19 protein-coding genes are annotated in these 15848 nt (G+C 49.2%); 11 read left to right on the top strand and 8 right to left on the bottom strand.

All coding sequences use genetic code 11. The features are described 5' to 3' along the window. Positions 1 to 671 precede the first annotated feature (671 nt). From GHO42_RS24485 to GHO42_RS24495, 3 genes are read left to right on the top strand one after another with little or no spacing between them, the layout of a single operon-like run. Positions 672 to 2093: a site-specific integrase gene (locus GHO42_RS24485; RefSeq protein ID WP_153328840.1), complete on the top strand. Its 1422-nt coding sequence runs from the start codon at positions 672 to 674 to the stop codon at positions 2091 to 2093. After that, positions 2086 to 5499: a hypothetical protein gene (locus GHO42_RS24490; protein ID WP_153328838.1), complete on the top strand. Its 3414-nt coding sequence runs from the start codon at positions 2086 to 2088 to the stop codon at positions 5497 to 5499. Before GHO42_RS24485 ends, GHO42_RS24490 begins: the two co-directional genes overlap by 8 nt. Further along, a complete protein-coding gene (locus GHO42_RS24495) occupies positions 5496 to 6179 on the top strand; it encodes a hypothetical protein (protein ID WP_153328836.1) in 684 nt (227 codons plus the stop codon). The genes GHO42_RS24490 and GHO42_RS24495 overlap by 4 nt, the downstream gene beginning before the upstream one ends. 283 nt (positions 6180 to 6462) lie before the next feature. Here GHO42_RS24495 and GHO42_RS24500 read toward each other — a convergent pair whose 3' ends face one another. Next, complete coding sequence (locus GHO42_RS24500; protein WP_153328834.1) at positions 6463 to 6930, bottom strand: helix-turn-helix domain-containing protein; 468 nt, start codon at positions 6928 to 6930, stop codon at positions 6463 to 6465. Positions 6931 to 7118: 188 nt separating this feature from the next. Here GHO42_RS24500 and GHO42_RS24505 point away from each other — a divergent pair, with 188 nt between their 5' ends. The 5 genes from GHO42_RS24505 (at position 7119) to GHO42_RS24525 (ending at position 9760) form a co-directional block, all read left to right on the top strand. Next, on the top strand, positions 7119 to 7526 hold the full coding sequence (locus tag GHO42_RS24505) for a hypothetical protein (RefSeq protein WP_153328831.1): 408 nt from the start codon (positions 7119 to 7121) through the stop codon (positions 7524 to 7526). A 42-nt stretch (positions 7527 to 7568) separates the two neighbouring features. After that, positions 7569 to 7991 carry a hypothetical protein gene (locus GHO42_RS24510; RefSeq protein WP_153328829.1) on the top strand — a complete coding sequence of 141 codons (423 nt, stop codon included), beginning with the start codon at positions 7569 to 7571 and terminating at the stop codon, positions 7989 to 7991. Positions 7992 to 8096: 105 nt separating this feature from the next. Further along, complete coding sequence (locus GHO42_RS24515) at positions 8097 to 8825, top strand: metallophosphoesterase family protein (protein WP_153328827.1); 729 nt, start codon at positions 8097 to 8099, stop codon at positions 8823 to 8825. Positions 8826 to 8937: 112 nt separating this feature from the next. Next, positions 8938 to 9342, top strand: a complete 405-nt coding sequence (locus GHO42_RS24520; RefSeq protein ID WP_153328825.1) for a hypothetical protein — start codon at positions 8938 to 8940, stop codon at positions 9340 to 9342. 49 nt (positions 9343 to 9391) lie between these two features. Then, entirely contained in the window at positions 9392 to 9760 is a 369-nt protein-coding gene (locus GHO42_RS24525) for a hypothetical protein (protein ID WP_153328823.1), read from the top strand. 172 nt (positions 9761 to 9932) lie between these two features. On the opposite strand, the gene GHO42_RS24530 is transcribed toward GHO42_RS24525, so the two are convergent. Next, on the bottom strand, positions 9933 to 10232 hold the full coding sequence (locus GHO42_RS24530) for a hypothetical protein (protein WP_153328821.1): 300 nt from the start codon (positions 10230 to 10232) through the stop codon (positions 9933 to 9935). A 199-nt stretch (positions 10233 to 10431) separates the two neighbouring features. Between GHO42_RS24530 and GHO42_RS24535 the strand changes: the two genes are divergently transcribed. After that, positions 10432 to 10731 (top strand): hypothetical protein, encoded by a 300-nt coding sequence (locus GHO42_RS24535; RefSeq protein WP_153328819.1) that lies wholly within the window; start codon positions 10432 to 10434, stop codon positions 10729 to 10731. Between the two features lie 152 nt (positions 10732 to 10883). Continuing rightward, complete coding sequence (locus GHO42_RS24540) at positions 10884 to 11381, top strand: 3'-5' exoribonuclease domain-containing protein (protein ID WP_153328817.1); 498 nt, start codon at positions 10884 to 10886, stop codon at positions 11379 to 11381. A gap of 248 nt (positions 11382 to 11629) precedes the next feature. On the opposite strand, the gene GHO42_RS24545 is transcribed toward GHO42_RS24540, so the two are convergent. Then, positions 11630 to 12325 carry a PIN domain-containing protein gene (locus GHO42_RS24545; RefSeq protein WP_368668088.1) on the bottom strand — a complete coding sequence of 232 codons (696 nt, stop codon included), beginning with the start codon at positions 12323 to 12325 and terminating at the stop codon, positions 11630 to 11632. Between the two features lie 35 nt (positions 12326 to 12360). Beyond that, positions 12361 to 12636 (bottom strand): PIN domain-containing protein, encoded by a 276-nt coding sequence (locus GHO42_RS26255; RefSeq protein WP_256670672.1) that lies wholly within the window; start codon positions 12634 to 12636, stop codon positions 12361 to 12363. A gap of 84 nt (positions 12637 to 12720) precedes the next feature. Between GHO42_RS26255 and GHO42_RS24550 the strand changes: the two genes are divergently transcribed. Then, positions 12721 to 13089 carry a histone-like nucleoid-structuring protein, MvaT/MvaU family gene (locus tag GHO42_RS24550; RefSeq protein ID WP_153328815.1) on the top strand — a complete coding sequence of 123 codons (369 nt, stop codon included), beginning with the start codon at positions 12721 to 12723 and terminating at the stop codon, positions 13087 to 13089. On the opposite strand, the gene GHO42_RS24555 is transcribed toward GHO42_RS24550, so the two are convergent. The 4 genes from GHO42_RS24555 to GHO42_RS24570 all read right to left on the bottom strand — a co-directional run. Beyond that, positions 13079 to 13300 (bottom strand): hypothetical protein, encoded by a 222-nt coding sequence (locus GHO42_RS24555; RefSeq protein WP_153328813.1) that lies wholly within the window; start codon positions 13298 to 13300, stop codon positions 13079 to 13081. The genes GHO42_RS24550 and GHO42_RS24555 overlap by 11 nt on opposite strands. Before the next feature lie 79 nt (positions 13301 to 13379). Further along, on the bottom strand, positions 13380 to 13970 hold the full coding sequence (locus GHO42_RS24560) for a hypothetical protein (protein WP_256670671.1): 591 nt from the start codon (positions 13968 to 13970) through the stop codon (positions 13380 to 13382). Beyond that, on the bottom strand, positions 13948 to 14976 hold the full coding sequence (locus tag GHO42_RS24565) for an IS30 family transposase (protein ID WP_019818564.1): 1029 nt from the start codon (positions 14974 to 14976) through the stop codon (positions 13948 to 13950). The genes GHO42_RS24560 and GHO42_RS24565 overlap by 23 nt, the downstream gene beginning before the upstream one ends. Further along, positions 14886 to 15848: ATP-dependent endonuclease (locus tag GHO42_RS24570; protein WP_256670670.1), on the bottom strand; the 963-nt coding region annotated here is incomplete at its 5' end. The genes GHO42_RS24570 and GHO42_RS24565, both read right to left, overlap by 91 nt.

Raw genomic sequence — 15848 nt, forward strand, 5'->3', positions numbered from 1 at the left:
GTACCTCCTGACCATGATTAATACCTGTAAACGATGTGCCCGGTCTTAAACGTAAACGATGTACTCGGTTTCTACCCTGACTACCCCCCCCCCCCTCGCACCCGGCGGAGTGTGGGTGACCTTGCAGTGGCGGCCACCATCATCATTCACGCCTAGTGCGACTCCTTCTCCAGCATTGACTCCCACGCCCGTTATCGCGCCAGCGACAGATGCGTCGTTGGAAGTTTTTCCAGTCACTGTAGTCGGCGACAGGTCGCGCCAGAGCGCGACGGTATGCACAATTCCAAAATACCGTGTCGACCAAGCGACGATTGTCCTGTTCCACACCTCCCAACTGTGTGGTCTGCGCTGGCTCGCGCGGTTCCAGCGCAGTCCAGTGATCGTAAGAGATTTCCTGTCGAAAATAGGCTTTGCTCATTCAAGGGCGGTTGTCGAAGGAGGCTAAGAGCATGCTGTTAGATTGCTTTTATATGGGTCGTTGCAGCTAAAGAGTACACGAAACATATACTCATTAAGTCCGCCGTTAGTTATGAGTATACTAGTGCTATACTCTTTAAAAAATAAGGCGTTGCGCTGTTTTTCTATTGTGGAGCGGTTCGATTTTGTGGCAAGCTTGAAAAGAAATGGCTGGGAAGCTTGTTTTTTTATTCTTGTTAGAGTCGTTGTAAGATATGAAATTCGCTGAGCTTATAGAAACGACCCGTAATGGGTTGCCAACCTACCGACTGATCTGTCCTGATCAAAGTCTTTCCAAGTGTTTTGACGAGTGGGCATATCAAATTGCAAGAAAGCGCAAAGTTAAGTCTTTGAAGGCATATGCTTTCGCTGTCAAAAAGTTATTAAACTATTTAAATAAAGTTGATGTGCTGCACGGTGGCCTCACTGCCATATTATTGAAGGATGCTCTCGATGCGTACGAAAGTTATCTTGTATATGGCGCCAAAAGTGAGTCCGTAATTGCACGAAGCGTTGCAAAAGTTCTCGATTGTAAGAGCTTGAGTGGTAGTTCCATTGGGGTACATTTCGCTGGTGTTAACTCGTTTCTGGTCGCAAGCGAAGCCGCGCGGGAAGGATTGATTGAGCTCCAGAGTAGTGGATATATTTCTGAGGTACCGATATCCCCTTTACCGTTAACAGAAGGACGGTCTGAGGATGCAACCACGAAAGTTCAGTATGCAATCAAGTCTAAGAGCTGGTTTGCGGGCTGCGTAGCCGGTGGCGCCAGACGAGTAAAACGCACTAGGTTGTCAGCAGTCTCTAAGCCCTCGACACTCGCTTACACAGATAATGCAGGTGGCGACGACAAAGCATTCCCTATCGATAAGTGCATGGAGCTGATCAACAGCGCTAGTTGTCTGCGGGATGCTGTTCTGTGGTCGTTGCTCGCTGCCTCAGGGGGGCGCATTTCTGAAGCGCTGACGCTTCAGCTGGAAGATATCATTATCGATGTTGATAATCCCAGCGGGAAGAAGGTTCTAATTATCGACCCTGCCAGTCGCAGAAACGTACTGAGCAAGTATGTGTCAGAGCGAACGCTCAACAACGTCACGCACAAGGGGCGCGCGACTACTGCTACCTATCTTATCGAACCATTTGCATCAGTGTTTTGGGTATATTTGAACGAATACATGGAAGAGCAGCGGGCACAGGAAAAGGCTCGACATCAACCGGTGTTCCACAGATTTCTGTTTCGAAACCTCCGAAATGGAAAGCCCATTCCGGCCTCTTACCAGACCGTTTGGGCGCGATTTAATGCCGCGGCTATCAAAGTGACGGGGCAGAGCTACGGTTTTCATTCGTTGCGCCATATGTATGCGTATTACTTGCTTAATCATTGTCCTAGCCCGGCCAATCCAAAAAAGTTCGGGCTTGACCTGAAGGTTGTTCAGCATTTGATGGGGCATAAATCAATAAAGTCTACTGAGAGATATGCCCGCCGAGATGCAAAAATGCTTGATGCGACCTTCGCAGCTATCAACATGCTAAGAATGTCTGCTTCTAATTATAGTGTTTCAACCGTTCAAATCATGCATTTGGAAAACGAAGTCGAGCAGCTTAGAGAAGAGTTGAAAAAGGGGCGAGAGAATGATTAATCTCAGCAGCGAAACGCCACTTTGGCTCGTTGATGATGAGCAAGTGCAATGTGAGTTTAAACGTGCAGTGGCTTTCGTGCGAAAAGCATACTCCTCTTTAAGTGGTGACTCTTCGGTGAACTATACAGTGGCCTCGAAGATTAGAAACGTGTTTTCTTCAAGCTTAAGTGTTGATACGTGGGGGCGTGCTCAGATTGAGGCGACTCTATCATTCACATTTAGGGGGTCGCAAACGAGACTATGCGATATTGATCGTGAGCTCAGGAGTGTGCCTAGTACATACCATGATCCGCTTTCCGCATTTTTTCGGTTGGTATTTGTTGTGCTCTGGGCTCGGCGAGTATTATTGGCGCCGCTCGCGATGCAGACGATTGTTCACAATGACGGAGTGTTTGACCATCTGTGTGAGGAGCTTGACGTCGAATGTCTCAAAATGATCAGAGGGATCCACCCAAAGTCGAATCTACCTAGCATTTTCAAACGAGGAGAGTTCAATGACGGTAGCAGTCGTGTGAACTTTTGGGTTCGCCTGCTTTTTAGCACTGATTTTTATACCGTTGGCGAGATGAATCGCGTCGATTGTCAAAAGTTGTTTGATAATTGCTATGGCAACGGGGATAAACCTTTACGCAGATACTTTGTTGCGGACTTTCTCCTGATGTTGGCGCATCCGTTCCAGGAGAAGAAGGAAATGGCGGTGGATATTGTTGAGCAGTATAAATCTGCTAAGGATGATCGTAAAGTTCAAGCGGCGAAACGGAAAAAAGAGCGTGATAAGCTACCTAGGAGCAGAATCAAGATTGGTGCTTCAAGCTTTAATGTAGCGCTCGCTGAGGCTCGTAGCGCCGCATTAGAACTTTCTAGGGGGACTCGACCATTCGATTTTGAGAAAATTTTCAAAACTCTTTTTGGGCAGCATCGGATTAAGCCCTTATTCAATACAAAGTCCAAGGATGGAGGCGATTCTATTTACGAGTCAATGCATCCGGTTATCCGCAGTTTCGTTGGTTTGGTTGATGGAATGTTTAGGTCATATCTGCTGTCCAAGCGACTGCAGAGGGCAAGTAATCATATTATGGTATTGAATCTTTTTCTGAGTTATTTGTCGTGTTATCTGCCTGGATATTACTTGGCTCGTGATGGTTCTTTGGAAGGATATCCGAAAAACTTGAAGGACTTTAATTGTACTATTTTTTTTACACGCCAACACATTTTTACGGAAGGCTTTTTGCAGTACAAAAAAGAGCCACCTATGACATTCCTAAAATATATGGAGTTATATGCTTCAGAGCATGGCTGGGTAAACGAAACTCAATATAGTCGCGTGCTCATTGTGGATGATTTTTGTACTTATGTGCAAAGCAATCGGGAGATTTTGCCTGATGCCAATCTTTTTACTAATAATTTCTCAGCTTCTTGCTATCCGTCAATCGAAAAGCGTGCTGGAACTGTAAAAAAAATAATTCCTAGGGATTATTTTTCAACTTTTTTGAGTATGCTTTACAGTTTAGAATATCTTGTAATGCACATCAATCTGATGGCTGCGGGTGAAATGCGTGGGGTTCTGGGTGGGCAGTTACATCAGCCAGTTCTTCAGGATCTTCTTGAGAGCCACGCTTGGGCAGGGTTACTTAGCAAGGAGACAAGGGGTGTTGGATCAGTTAATCTCGATCTTCTCAATTACTGCCCAATTTTTTATCATGATGGTGTTGTTCAGCGAATGGAATTTTTGCCGAGATTTTATAGTGTGATCGACTATGAGATTGAAGGTAATCTTCTAAAAATGATTTCTCCCAATGAGATCCGAATTACGCAGTTGATGTGTGAAACGGGTTTACGACAGCATCACATTGTTTGGCTCGATAAAGAGCGCTATGACTGTGTGATGGATAGTTACAGTAAAAGCCAGCTGGCGCCTCTTTTTGTAAGTAGCGATAAATCACACGGTGAGTGGACTGCAATCGTATCTAGGCATGTGGTCGATGTGATGCATCGTCAGCGCGCTTGGTATGATAAATGTTCCCACCCTAGTTACGCTGAAAATATATGGTATGGCGGAGTTGAAGGTTCTAAGTTCGGTCAATACAAACCACTGTTTAGGCGTCCTGGTGAGGGGGTGAGCGATTCAAATTGGAAAAATTATCGATATTTTCCAATGTATATGCTCATGTTACAGTATTTCATCAGAGAGACAATTGGTGATTGTTCTGGAGAACCACTGGTTTATCTTAAGGGAGAGGGTAAAACTAGGCTGGAAATCGACTCTTATGACGCAACTTTTCTCGGCAAGATCTCCATGGCGGATCTGACCAGTCCGCATACACCTCACGCGTTGAGGGCGGGTTTTGTATCTGAAGCAATTCGTTTCCTTCCGCCCTCGATTATCGGTCAATTCATGACGGGGCAGACAGAAGAGCTGGTTTGGTATTACGCCATTTTCGATGGTAAGAGTATGCCCGATCACCAGAAGTTGCTGGCCGACTACCTTAATAAAAATATGGACGCTTTGGGACAGGGGGATGCTCCAGAGCTCGCGCAAGCAGTATTGGAGATGAACACTCGTCTTATGAAAAGTATTCAGGTGGATGCTGTCAAAGCGATCCAGACCCACGGGCTGATCAGTCTTACCGGTGTCAAGGAAGGCGAAAGCGGAATCGAAGTGTTGCGAGCCAAGCGTTACACGAAGCTCGCTTATAACAATTGTCACATTTGTCCATTCGACAATCGGTGTCCTAAGGAAGTTGTCGAAAAGTTTGGCGTTGGTCGACCCTGTGCGCTTTGCCCGTACGCGATCCGGGGGGTTGATCACCTGGGGGCAATCAGCGCCGAGAAAGACAAAGCAAAGGAAATGATGATCAGTGTTCTCAGACATATCGATGAGTACAGAGCCCTGAAAGCCAGAGCGCGTAATCCTCGTACTCTAGAAGATCTCAACGCTGAATATGATCGCCATGCGCGCGAAGCTTATGCCTTGGAAGCGATCGAGCAGCAATTGTATCAGATGGCTCGAAGTGGCCAACTGCAGAGCTTTTTCATGAAAGAGAGCGTTGGGCTTGCTGCGCACTACGAGAAAATTTCGCTCACGGAAGGCGAGCACTTAATTAAGCGTCTGATTGACGTGCAAAATTTCCCAGATGTAACTAGCTCGCATCTGGACACAAAGTTTGCTTACATGAGGACTTCTCTGCTCATGAGCAAAGGGCGGTTCGAGGAGATCCTTAAGCCGGACTTCAGTTCGCCTGCACATCAACTGGCCTCTCAAGTTGGGAGTATGCTGACAACCGGTGCGCTACAAGTCCAAGATGTATTTCGTATAGGTCGAGCAACAGAGCAGCTACAATACATGGAGAAGCCGAAGCAGGACATCGGAGTTCGTATCGGACTTGTGCCTTTGGAGCATGAATGAGAGAACATGTTCGAGATCCATTTTGCGAGTACAGAGATAGCAACCGAAATGCGCGAATAGCTCATATTATTCATGCCCTTAAGACGTTGACAAATGCGGATTATAAAAATATCACACGCTTGGCCAAGGATGTGGCCAAAATTGTTACCGAGTTCGAGGCGAAAGAGTTCGTATCAGTCAACGCCGGAGATAGTGACATGCTCAAGCCGATGAGCCATGTCACACTCCTAAAAAATAAGAAATATCGTGAAGTTCTTGAGCAAGCCTTTGATTTTGAAACTGACGTTGAGTGTAGTAATACAGTCTCCGTTGCAGAGTATGAGGCGTTGAAGTATCGATGTGCCGGTCTTGAAAGTAAAATCGCGTTGCTCGAACAGACCATTCGAAACTTAGATGCAGGAGTTGGAGGTCTTGGGTACCGCGTCGCCGAGACGGCCAATGATGGGGTTGAGGGCGACTCATCTGATGCAGCTTTTCTATTAGATTTACTTGATGATCTGAAAGGCGAGTTGCACGATGCTATCGAAACGATTCTCCCAGGGGAAGAGAATACCTATCGTCCGCAGCCCGGACTTTATGGGCCTTTTAACATGATCCGAAATTACGAAGAACTGGAGCATCTTCAAATGATACGAGATCGGATTGAGGATCGTCGACGTAAAGCCAAAGTACTGCGCTGAACGCTTGAGCGACCTGTCGACTGTCGCTCTTATAGCCAACAGCCAGCCGGATGGCTCAAACGACTGAGCTTCACACCTATGGATACTCCGAACAAGTCGTTTCAGGCAGAGCTGCCCCCAGAAAATACGTGGGCTCCAGCAGGCTCTCCAAGCGAAAATCAGACTTATTCGGAGGGTTCTCAGCCGTTGTGATCCTCTGCGGGCACATAAAAAACACTGAATTGCATCGCTAGAGATTTGCCTGAGAGCTAGTTCATCAAATCGGAAATTTTAGCGTTAAATTTTAATGAGCAGACTTGGCTAGATATCGTTGCACGGTCGACTTAGATACGTCTAATTCTCGAGCAATCTCTGAATTAGATAATCCCTTCTGCTTCAGCTGGGGGGCAAGTTTTAGCCTTTCACTTGCAGCGAGACTGGACGGTCGTCCATGTCGGCGTGGCATACCGTCGCTGGAGATCAACTCGATCACTCCAGTCTCTTTCAACGTCTTTAGCTTCCTCGAGATCCGCTCCAATGCCACATCTGTCGCCTCCTCAGAAAGCAAAGAAGTTGTTAGGAGCATTAGAACAGTGGCCTCAGCGTCCAGCATTTTTGAAATTTTCAAAAGCATTTCGATCGAAACGTTCCCTTTTCCGCGCTCCACGCGGCTCAGGTAAGAGCGATCAATTAAAGGTAGGTCGTCCTGGGACATTCCTGATTTCTGTCTCAAGGCCCGGACAACGGCCGCAAATGCTTCGCTGAGAGACATTTATGATCCTCTACAAAACAGAGGATAAAGCCACATTGCGTCGACCCATAACACGTTATATAATCCTTATTTCGGGTCGATTGGTTTCGTTATTCATGAGAAGGCAATGCCCGAGGTAGTGTCGCTTCCGTGAGCTTTCCTAACGGTGATGCGCTTTAACATATGACATGTATTGACGGGAATGAAGCATGGGATTCGAAGAAATCCAAGCATCCGGCGAGCTCCTATCCACCACCGGAGAGCCCCGCTCTGGATCTGGAGAAAGTCAAGAAGCGCTAATTCATATCGCGCAGACCCGCTTCCCAAACAAAGGCTTTTGCATCGTCCAGCAGTGGACAATCGTGCGTGCGATAGCGAGCGATGGTGATCTCACCAAAATCCACGCTCATGGCCACCTGCCGCTCTTTGTTTTCGCCGAAAAAGTCATCCTAGACAGCCGAGGACGCTTCGATTATGGGAATTGGGTGAGAAGCACCATGGTCATCTCATTCCAAGATGGTTTTCTCTTTGAAACCAAAAACACTGTGTACGTTTTGATGGGAGACGGCGACGAAAAGTCAGCCAGTCTCGCCGCGATACTGTCTCTTTATCAATGATGTCAGCTGCAACTGCGGTCTGTAGATCCACGGGAATGTGAAATGTTTAGAAGTCATGAAGCCTTTGCCGAGGGCACCCCTAATATCTTTGGGGATGGGTATTCAAACTGGCGGATATTTGAACGCCACTTGGCTCATCCTTGGTATCACGTCGTTCTTGAAGAGTGCTTGGATGGCAAGGTGTGGCCACGCACCATGATGATTAGTGACATCGATATGCTCGAAGAAATACTTTCCCAACAAACCAGCGAGTTTGTCGTTACGGAAATTCAGGTCGTCACGCCGGGGTGGATGAACAAAAACGGCAAGTGGATCATGGAGGGGCTTTCGGGGTTGCTGGTGGGATATGACTCCACGGGATGTCGGGTATGTCTTCACAACATAGATGACGAAAAGGCTTATACCGATGCCCCAGGTCGTCTTATTGACGCTCACTCTCTTAAAGGGCTTCGAGTGATTTTTTAATCCAAGTACGTAAACGCAGTCTCTCCTTGCAAGGCGAGCAATGCTCGGAGGCCGGCCGCCGCAGCGGTATCCAAAGTACAACTAAATCGAAACTGGTCGTCCGTTATGAAAATTCAGATTTACTCTGACCTGCACCTCGAGTTCGCTCGGTTCGATCCCGCCCCAAGCGATGCGGATGTAGTCATTCTCGCTGGTGACATTGATATCAAATCGCGTGGAGTCTCTTGGGCGAATGGCACATTCCAGTGCCCTGTTATCTATGTGTGTGGCAATCATGAGTACTACGGCGGGCACATAGGTCACACACTGCGAAAAATGAAAGACGCGGCATTGCCCCATGTGCATGTACTCGAAAACGAGATGCTCATTCTCGACGGCACACGTTTTTTGGTTACAACTGCCTGGACAGATTATTCGGCTACAGGTGATGTGGTTGCGGCCAAGCGGGTTGCATGGGATTCGATGAACGATTTTTTGGTGATTCGAGCCGACTTAGATTACAGGCGCTTGCGTCCAGACGACCTAGTCGCTAAGTCAATGAGAGCTCACCTATGGCTAACCCAAGAGCTTAATAGACCTTTCGACGGCAAAACAGTGGTGGTCACACACCATGCACCTGTGTTGGATCACCTGGGTGACGATCACCCTGGACATCTGGCTGCAGCCTATGCGAACGATTGGTCAGAGTTACTTAGTAAGGCTGATCTTTGGATATATGGGCACACGCATTTTGCAGCAGACTTCCTCAAGAATGGGTGCCGAGTGGTTTCCAATCCACGCGGTTATCCGGGTCAAAGGACAGGCTTCGATCCTGAGTGCTTGGTGGTGGTTTGATGGTGAATAGATCTCGTCAGTGTCCTCCATGAGCTCGGAGTTGATAGATCAAAACTAGCGGGTGTGAGTTTGTTCGAACGGTTGATAATTAGTGTGAATCTAAGGTTTTTGAATGGTCACTTTGAATGAAATCTCGCAGTTACTTTACGGAACCGGAGATGAATCGCCTGGCTGGCAGGACTCTAAAGAAGAACTGATCTCTTTGGCTGCAAAGGCATTCCCAGGCAAAGCATTCTGTGTGGTGAAACAGTGGATCTTGATCGACCTCACCGTGACGCCGGTTGAAAGGGAAAAGCTTACGAGCCTCGGTCTACTTCCCATGACGCTTTTCGCTCACGAAATCGTACTGGACAGTAAAGGTCGTTTTCAATCGGGCATGTGGGTACGCAGTAACTTCGGAAAGGCCTTCGCTGAAGGCTGCATGTTTGAAACCAAGAGTACCGTCTACCTCCTCTGTGGATCAGGCCTTAGAAAAGAGGCCAATGTGGGTGCCGCTTTTTCTATGAAAGCCGGTTAAGCAATGACCGCCGCAAATACATTTTGAGTCATTTTGGAGTTTTGGCCGGATGCCAGAAATCATCGAAGTTGAATTTCATAGTAAGTATCTCAGTGACTTTCAGCTGAGTCGTCTTGTACAGGCGAGTCTTCGAAAATACACCGTGGCCATAACGGCTTTTATCAGCGATGCGGTGATCATAGAAGATAGGTGCCTTGGGGTGTTCTTCGATCACCTTCAGGAAGATGACGCGTATCGAACAGCCAATGGCGGAATAATTTGCACGACGAAAATTCAAAAGGTATGGAAAGAAGGACGTTTCTGGCTTTTGGAAACGGGAGAGGGAAACTACCTCGTTGGGAGTTTCAAGCGCGGCGGTGGGCGACGTAGTTTTCTTGAGTTGCTTCGATCATGTGAACGTCTCAAATCAGAAGATTGAATACTTGATCTCTGGCGTAGTGGCGGTATGACTGCATGGCAGTTGATGAGCGCTGGATGGCTATTACGGTTTTGATCAGCAGCGCTCCGAGTTAGCCGTGCGAAGCGCTTCAAATTGCCGCTATCCGATGAAACTCATTTTCCCATCGGATGGATTCATAGTTCGCCTTGGTTTAATAGCCAAAGTCGTTCAGCAGTTTTTGCAAAAACTCACGCTTTCGTTGAACAATGCTCAAAATTAGGTAGTCACGGTCGGTATCTCTCGTCGACAGATGCCCAGCGTCTACAAGGCCATGGATGTAGCCTTCAGCTCTGCCTCTAGCTTCGAGCAACGCCTCTGTTGAAGTGCTTTTGTAGATGTCTTCCGCGATGAGCTGCCACCGCTTCATTTGACGCCGACCAACCGGGTCGTCCGAAAATTTTGGTGCATTGATCAGTGTATTGAAATCGTTGGGTACGGTGGTTGTGCTCAAGGTGGGTTCTCAGAGCAGTGATGTCTGAGCTGAAGTTATCATGCGCGCACTATATCGCCTGCTGCTGGCTGGTTTTTTGTAGGCGCTGACGCGAAGGGCCGAATTTAATGTTGTTACACGCTATCGGTGGCGTCTTTGAACATTGTGGAGCGTACAGGCAGCGCTACTCAGCGAGTACATTCTTAGCTAGGAGTTCGATATGGGATACCTCAGCCTAGAGGACATCTACCCCGATGACGTAGAAAAATACGGCTATCTGCGGGTGGGAATGACCGACCTTTACGTAAAAGACAATCACGCCATTTATGGTGTGGTTACGCGTGGCGAATACCGCGAGCTGACCAGTAGTTTACTGCGTGACGAAGCGGTGCAAATGATCATTAATGCTAGGCTCGCCGCGTTGCCCGAGGACTACGATCCGTGGATTAGGCGGATCGAACGTAATCGCGCCTTACGCGCTAGGTATGGGGACAAATTCGATCCCTGGGGAGACGAGTGACAGCCCCGCGTCAAACCACAAATGCAGCGCCTCATCTTTCGCAGCCGACCTGGTAGTCACGCTCCTCGCAAATCCATCGATAATGTAAATAGTTGAATGAGAACGGCTCCAACGATAGGCCTCGCTACTAATTCGTTGAAAAGGAAAGGGCGTTGAAGATATTCCTAGATTGCGAATTCACCCAGCTCAATCGGTACTCGAAGCTGATATCTCTAGCGCTGGTATCGGAGTCAGGCGAAGAGTTTTACGTCGAGTTGACGGGTTCCTATTCGGTCGAAGACTGCAGTGATTTTGTCATCCAAAACGTTTTACCGCAGCTCGATCCTCTGCGATATGGTCAGTCGCTTGTCGAAGCTCGAGCTTCGCTTCGAAAGTTTCTAGGCTGTTTCGACGAGGAGCTTGAGGTGTGTTCAGATGCGCCACATTGGGATTGGGAGTTTTTCCGTTATCTCGTTTGTGCAGATCATCAACCCTGGCCAGTCCAAGTTGTGAGTCAACCGACCAACCTTACAAGCCTTTTCAAGCAGCTGAATGCGGAGGCTCTTGAACAGGTAGAGCTGTCTGATCCGCCGCACCATGCGTTGCTAGACGCGCGAATACTTGCAGAACTTTTCAAGATCTTGGCCTCCAGCCTTATTTTTTCACCATAGAGGCGCATCACGACGCAGCCCGTTCAGCTTTGGACGGTCTACGGCAGGAGATCCGAGTTACACCATCGGTGGGGAAGCGGCGAAACTGGATTATTTCAAATTATGGCTCAGCCATAATTATTTCTGAGCCATGATTTTTCACTTCAAAGGACATCGAAGCATAGCGTCGTCATCAAAACAGAAGGGGAATGCTTGAAGTTTTCGGGAATGCTGGGGTTGATAGAGGATGTCACAACCCCTCGTTTTTCTCAGGTGTCGAGCATGTCCCATTCCTCACCCAGTACCCACCGCAATGCGGAGAGCTTTCCGTTAAGCATGCCCCATTCGAAATCGCTCCAAGGCCCGGTGTCTTCGTATTTTTCTCTAACGCGTTGAGCGGCAGCCTTAGCCCTGATCAAAACATCCTCGTGGATCACACCATTGCCGTAGCGTGGTGTGCCTGCCGGGACGATTTCTGTTTCCCCTTCATCGATGTGGTACATCATGTTCATGTGTCGGTTGTACCAGACCTTGTCGAACAGCTCGTCCATGGCTGACATTATTTCTTGGAGACCACGAGTCTCGTCCTCCCAGGCAAAGCTGTACTCATAATGGAATTCTTCGAGGTCTAATAAGTCCTCGATGGCGGGGTTGGTCGAGTTGAAGAACAGCGAGGTTTTGTCATCAAAGATTTCTACAAAATCATCGTATGGTTTTCGGTGATCTTTTGCAGAAAAGTCGGTGACATTGTGGGTGACAAAACGGAAGCTCTCGTATTTATCCGCGTGTTGTGTCCGGAACTCCTGGAAGGCCTCAACCAGCACTGCATCAGCAACGCTATTCTTCTGTTTGTGGAAAGGAGCACGCTTGGCGATTGCTCGCTCTGCAGCTCTGATCTTCGAGGCATCTGAAATCTGCAATTCAATGGCGTTCTCGAACAGCTTCAGAACACGGTTCACCGTCACTTGAGTCGCTTCAGATAGGATTGGCAGCCTTTGATTCACGTCATCCAGTGTGTCGAGAGCAGCTTCTTCCCATCACCACCGAATGACTCAATCACACCTTTCACCACCCTGAACTCGTTAGCGAGGCGCTTACGTGTTGCTTGGATAACCCTGTCCTTGTTTCGCTCATACTCCATGCGTACCAGGTCGGGCAGCAAGATTTTGATTGCGTCATTCTGGACTAAGTGCTCCAAGGCGGTAAGCATAGGAAGCTCGGCCTTTTGTGATGACATATCAAGCCAGACGCAGGTGTCGAGCATTACTAGATGCATTGAAGCTCCTTTTCAGCTTGCTGATTGCTAGACTTGGCCTTGACCACCAACGGATAATGGCCCAATACCATACAGGAGCGTTAAATGTCTCGCCTCGCAGAATTCCGTGCCCTTGAGCAGCAGCTCGCAGCTCAACTTGCCGAGCTCGAAACCCTGAAAAATGATGATGGCCTGAAACGCGAAATCGAGTTCGAGCAGAAGCTTCGCAACCTGTTGGGCGAGTACGGCTACAGCCTGCGCAACATCATCGCCATTCTTGACCCTCAAGCCTCGCGCCGTGCTCCTGCTGCCACCGAATCCAAAGCAGGCTCCCGCAAGCCACGCCAGGTCAAAATCTACAAGAACCCACACTCGGGCGAAGTCGTTGAGACCAAGGGCGGCAACCACAAGACCTTGAAAGAATGGAAAGCAAAACACGGCTCTGCTACCGTCGAGTCCTGGCTCACCAAATAATGTCGGGTTGAGTACAAAGGGGCCATTGATTGCCCTTTTTTGGGCTAAGCTTTTGGTGCGCTGGCAGCGCTCCGAGCAATAATGCACTTCCTCTCAGCACCGTGCCCACTTCTTCCTTCAAGTGAAGGTCACGCAGGTTTACACGCCAGTTGAAAGTCGTCAGGGCATAGTTGAGGATAATTTCTCCTTGGGCTTTGAAGTTATCGGCCATCTAGCGGACAGTGGAAGACACGGCACGGATCATGGCTGGAAGTCGGGTCACGTACATGAGTGTGACCCGACATGGCAGCTTATTTGAGCGCGATATTTATGGCATTGATAAGGTTGGTACACCCCTCAAGCTCGGACTTAGTCAGGTTTGACGCGACGTGGTCTCTCGACCATTTCAAGAAAGCCTTGGCGAGTTTGTACTTTGAAAAGTCTTTGCCAATAACCTTCTGAAAAATATCGATGATTGGCTTGTCTGGAGCGCTGGCTATCGCTGAAGCGATATCCCAGTGCAGTTCTGAATTTGCCACTTGGACTAACGTATCTCTCAACAAATCTTCAATCTCGGCCCGTTCGATCCTAGGAACGGCGAAATCTGAAGTGCGAAGAATCCTTTTGTTACCCAAACGATGGACAAGGATCTCCTGTTGGGCGGCTTGGTCTCCAGCGTTGTCCGAGTCCAGCAAAGCCGCAACTTTGAGGCTGTGCGAAGTCAGAATGGTCGCAAAATATACAACCTTGCTGGCGGTGTTAGAGGGTATCAATGAGATTTTTTCGTTCAGAGATGCCTTTCCCGCCTCCCTAAGCAGGCTAGCAATGCCTTCGACGTACCAATAATCTGGGCGGTTGCAGAAGCTGAGTGCAACACGGTTATTGATTTGAAGCTGGAGCATGATGCCGCATAGCCATGGCTTCCTGCATCACCTCGCCCATGACTTCGATCGGGCACTTGAAATCGAAGCGTTTACGGGGGCGCATATTCAGCTCCAAGGCGATGGCATTCAATTGCTCTTGACTGTGTACCGACAAGTCAGTCCCCTTGGGCAGGTACTGGCGGATCAGGCCGTTGATGTTTTCGTTGCTACCGCGCTGCCAGGGGCTGTGCGGGTCGCAGAAGTAAATAGCGACCCCTGTCTGCTGGGTGATTTCAGCATGCCGCGCCATCTCCCGGCCCTGGTCGTAGGTCATGCTCTTGCGCATCGCCAGCGGCATGCTGTTGAGCGCTGCACTGAAGCCCTCCATCGCCGAGGTCGCCGTTGCGTCGTTCATCTTCATCAGCATCAGGTAGCCACTGGTGCGCTCCACCAACGTGCCTACCGACGAGGCGTTGGCCTTACCCTTGATCAGGTCGCCCTCCCAATGCCCCGGCATCAGCCGGTCTTCGATCTCTGGCGGGCGAACATGAATGCTGACCATCTCAGGGATCTGGCCGCGCCGATCCACGCCACCAGAGCGCGGCCGGCGCGTCGTCTTGCCTTGGCGCAGGCAGACGATCAGCTCCTTGCGCAACTCGCCGACCGGCAAGGCATAGATCGCGTTATAGATCGTCTCACGACAGACGTAGGCATCTCTGAGGTTGGGTATGGTCATGCTGCGCAGCTTGCCGGCAATCTGCTCGGGAGACAAACGCTTACGCAGCATGTGGGCCACCAGTTCGAAGCGCTCGCTGCCCGGCACAAGCTTGCGCTTGGGGCGACAAACCTGGCGCCGAATGTTCATCTGTTGCTGGGCGCAGCGGGCCGAGTAAGCACCACTACTGCCTCGATTGCGCTTCAGCTCTCGGCTGATGGTCGAGGGCGACCTGTCAATCAGGCGAGCAATGCCGCGCAGGCTGAAGCCTTGAGCTTGACTGAGTTGAATGATGGCGCGCTCTTCGACGCTGAGTTCGGAATAGGACATAGGGGCAGCACCGTACCGGAAAGGTCAGGTGTTGCACTCAGTTTTCGCGGCCGCCCTGTCAGCCCTTCAAGGATCAGGTTGCGTTGATTAGCGAATAGGCTCTGGGCCAGGTCATACCCAAGGGCCTCCTGCAACGGAAGTAGCGCAGCCGGATCACTTGATGACACCGTAGTATGAACTTTCGTCCCCACCATTCTGTCCGTCAGTTCCACTACCCTGACGATGTCAAGCTCGTCTGGCCCAACCAAGAATGGAGAGTGGGTCGAGTAGATTGTCTGGTTGTCATTGGCGAGCATTGAGATAGTTTTTCGAAACTCTCGCTGCTTAAGGGCATGGAGACTCACGCCGGGTTCATCAAGCAGAAGAATAGTATTTTTGTGTTTACCCTTGGCTTCTGCAAAGAACACGATAAAAAACGATACCAGCCATTGGAAGCCTTCTGAGCGCTGATCGAGTTCGATCTCCACGCCGATGTTATCCTCCACAACGACTTTCAGATACTGACCGTCGGCGGTAAGTTTGAGTTTACTAGCTTCACCTTTGTTCTCATCTGGGTTCCACACCTTGATGATCTGCTGGGTGAGTTCAACGCTCGCGGCATTGAGTTCATAGCTGCGCCTGTCTAGCTTCTCTCTATACTCATCCAGGTCAGTTGTTGTGTGACTAGGTTCCGAGGCCTTGCCAAGATCAGATAATTCTTGGGCGGTGAAACCGAGCAGTTTTAGGAGGCAGCTGTTCCCGTAGTCATAAGCATCATCATCGAGAAGGTTGGATTCAAGTCGCTTTGCTAGGCTTCCTAGGCTCTGTACGTAAAGTATTGTCGCAAGCACCGCATAGCGCAGGCCAATGAGACCATCGCCGCAAAACTTGTT

The organism is Pseudomonas sp. FSL R10-0056 (genome assembly GCF_009600105.1).
In the GTDB taxonomy this organism is placed as follows: domain Bacteria; phylum Pseudomonadota; class Gammaproteobacteria; order Pseudomonadales; family Pseudomonadaceae; genus Aquipseudomonas; species Aquipseudomonas bubulae.

What these genes read in the sequence shown, in the direction of transcription:
- GHO42_RS24485 (WP_153328840.1), top strand. Translation starts at nt 672, where the DNA reads ATGAAATTCGCTGAGCTTATAGAAACGACCCGTAATGGGTTGCCAACC.
- GHO42_RS24490 (WP_153328838.1), top strand. Translation starts at nt 2,086, where the DNA reads ATGATTAATCTCAGCAGCGAAACGCCACTTTGGCTCGTTGATGATGAG.
- GHO42_RS24495 (WP_153328836.1), top strand. Translation starts at nt 5,496, where the DNA reads ATGAGAGAACATGTTCGAGATCCATTTTGCGAGTACAGAGATAGCAAC.
- GHO42_RS24500 (WP_153328834.1), bottom strand. Translation starts at nt 6,930, where the DNA reads ATGTCTCTCAGCGAAGCATTTGCGGCCGTTGTCCGGGCCTTGAGACAG.
- GHO42_RS24505 (WP_153328831.1), top strand. Translation starts at nt 7,119, where the DNA reads ATGGGATTCGAAGAAATCCAAGCATCCGGCGAGCTCCTATCCACCACC.
- GHO42_RS24510 (WP_153328829.1), top strand. Translation starts at nt 7,569, where the DNA reads ATGTTTAGAAGTCATGAAGCCTTTGCCGAGGGCACCCCTAATATCTTT.
- GHO42_RS24515 (WP_153328827.1), top strand. Translation starts at nt 8,097, where the DNA reads ATGAAAATTCAGATTTACTCTGACCTGCACCTCGAGTTCGCTCGGTTC.
- GHO42_RS24520 (WP_153328825.1), top strand. Translation starts at nt 8,938, where the DNA reads ATGGTCACTTTGAATGAAATCTCGCAGTTACTTTACGGAACCGGAGAT.
- GHO42_RS24525 (WP_153328823.1), top strand. Translation starts at nt 9,392, where the DNA reads ATGCCAGAAATCATCGAAGTTGAATTTCATAGTAAGTATCTCAGTGAC.
- GHO42_RS24535 (WP_153328819.1), top strand. Translation starts at nt 10,432, where the DNA reads ATGGGATACCTCAGCCTAGAGGACATCTACCCCGATGACGTAGAAAAA.
- GHO42_RS26255 (WP_256670672.1), bottom strand. Translation starts at nt 12,636, where the DNA reads ATGCATCTAGTAATGCTCGACACCTGCGTCTGGCTTGATATGTCATCA.
- GHO42_RS24550 (WP_153328815.1), top strand. Translation starts at nt 12,721, where the DNA reads ATGTCTCGCCTCGCAGAATTCCGTGCCCTTGAGCAGCAGCTCGCAGCT.
- GHO42_RS24555 (WP_153328813.1), bottom strand. Translation starts at nt 13,300, where the DNA reads ATGGCCGATAACTTCAAAGCCCAAGGAGAAATTATCCTCAACTATGCC.
- GHO42_RS24560 (WP_256670671.1), bottom strand. Translation starts at nt 13,970, where the DNA reads ATGCTCCAGCTTCAAATCAATAACCGTGTTGCACTCAGCTTCTGCAAC.
- GHO42_RS24565 (WP_019818564.1), bottom strand. Translation starts at nt 14,976, where the DNA reads ATGTCCTATTCCGAACTCAGCGTCGAAGAGCGCGCCATCATTCAACTC.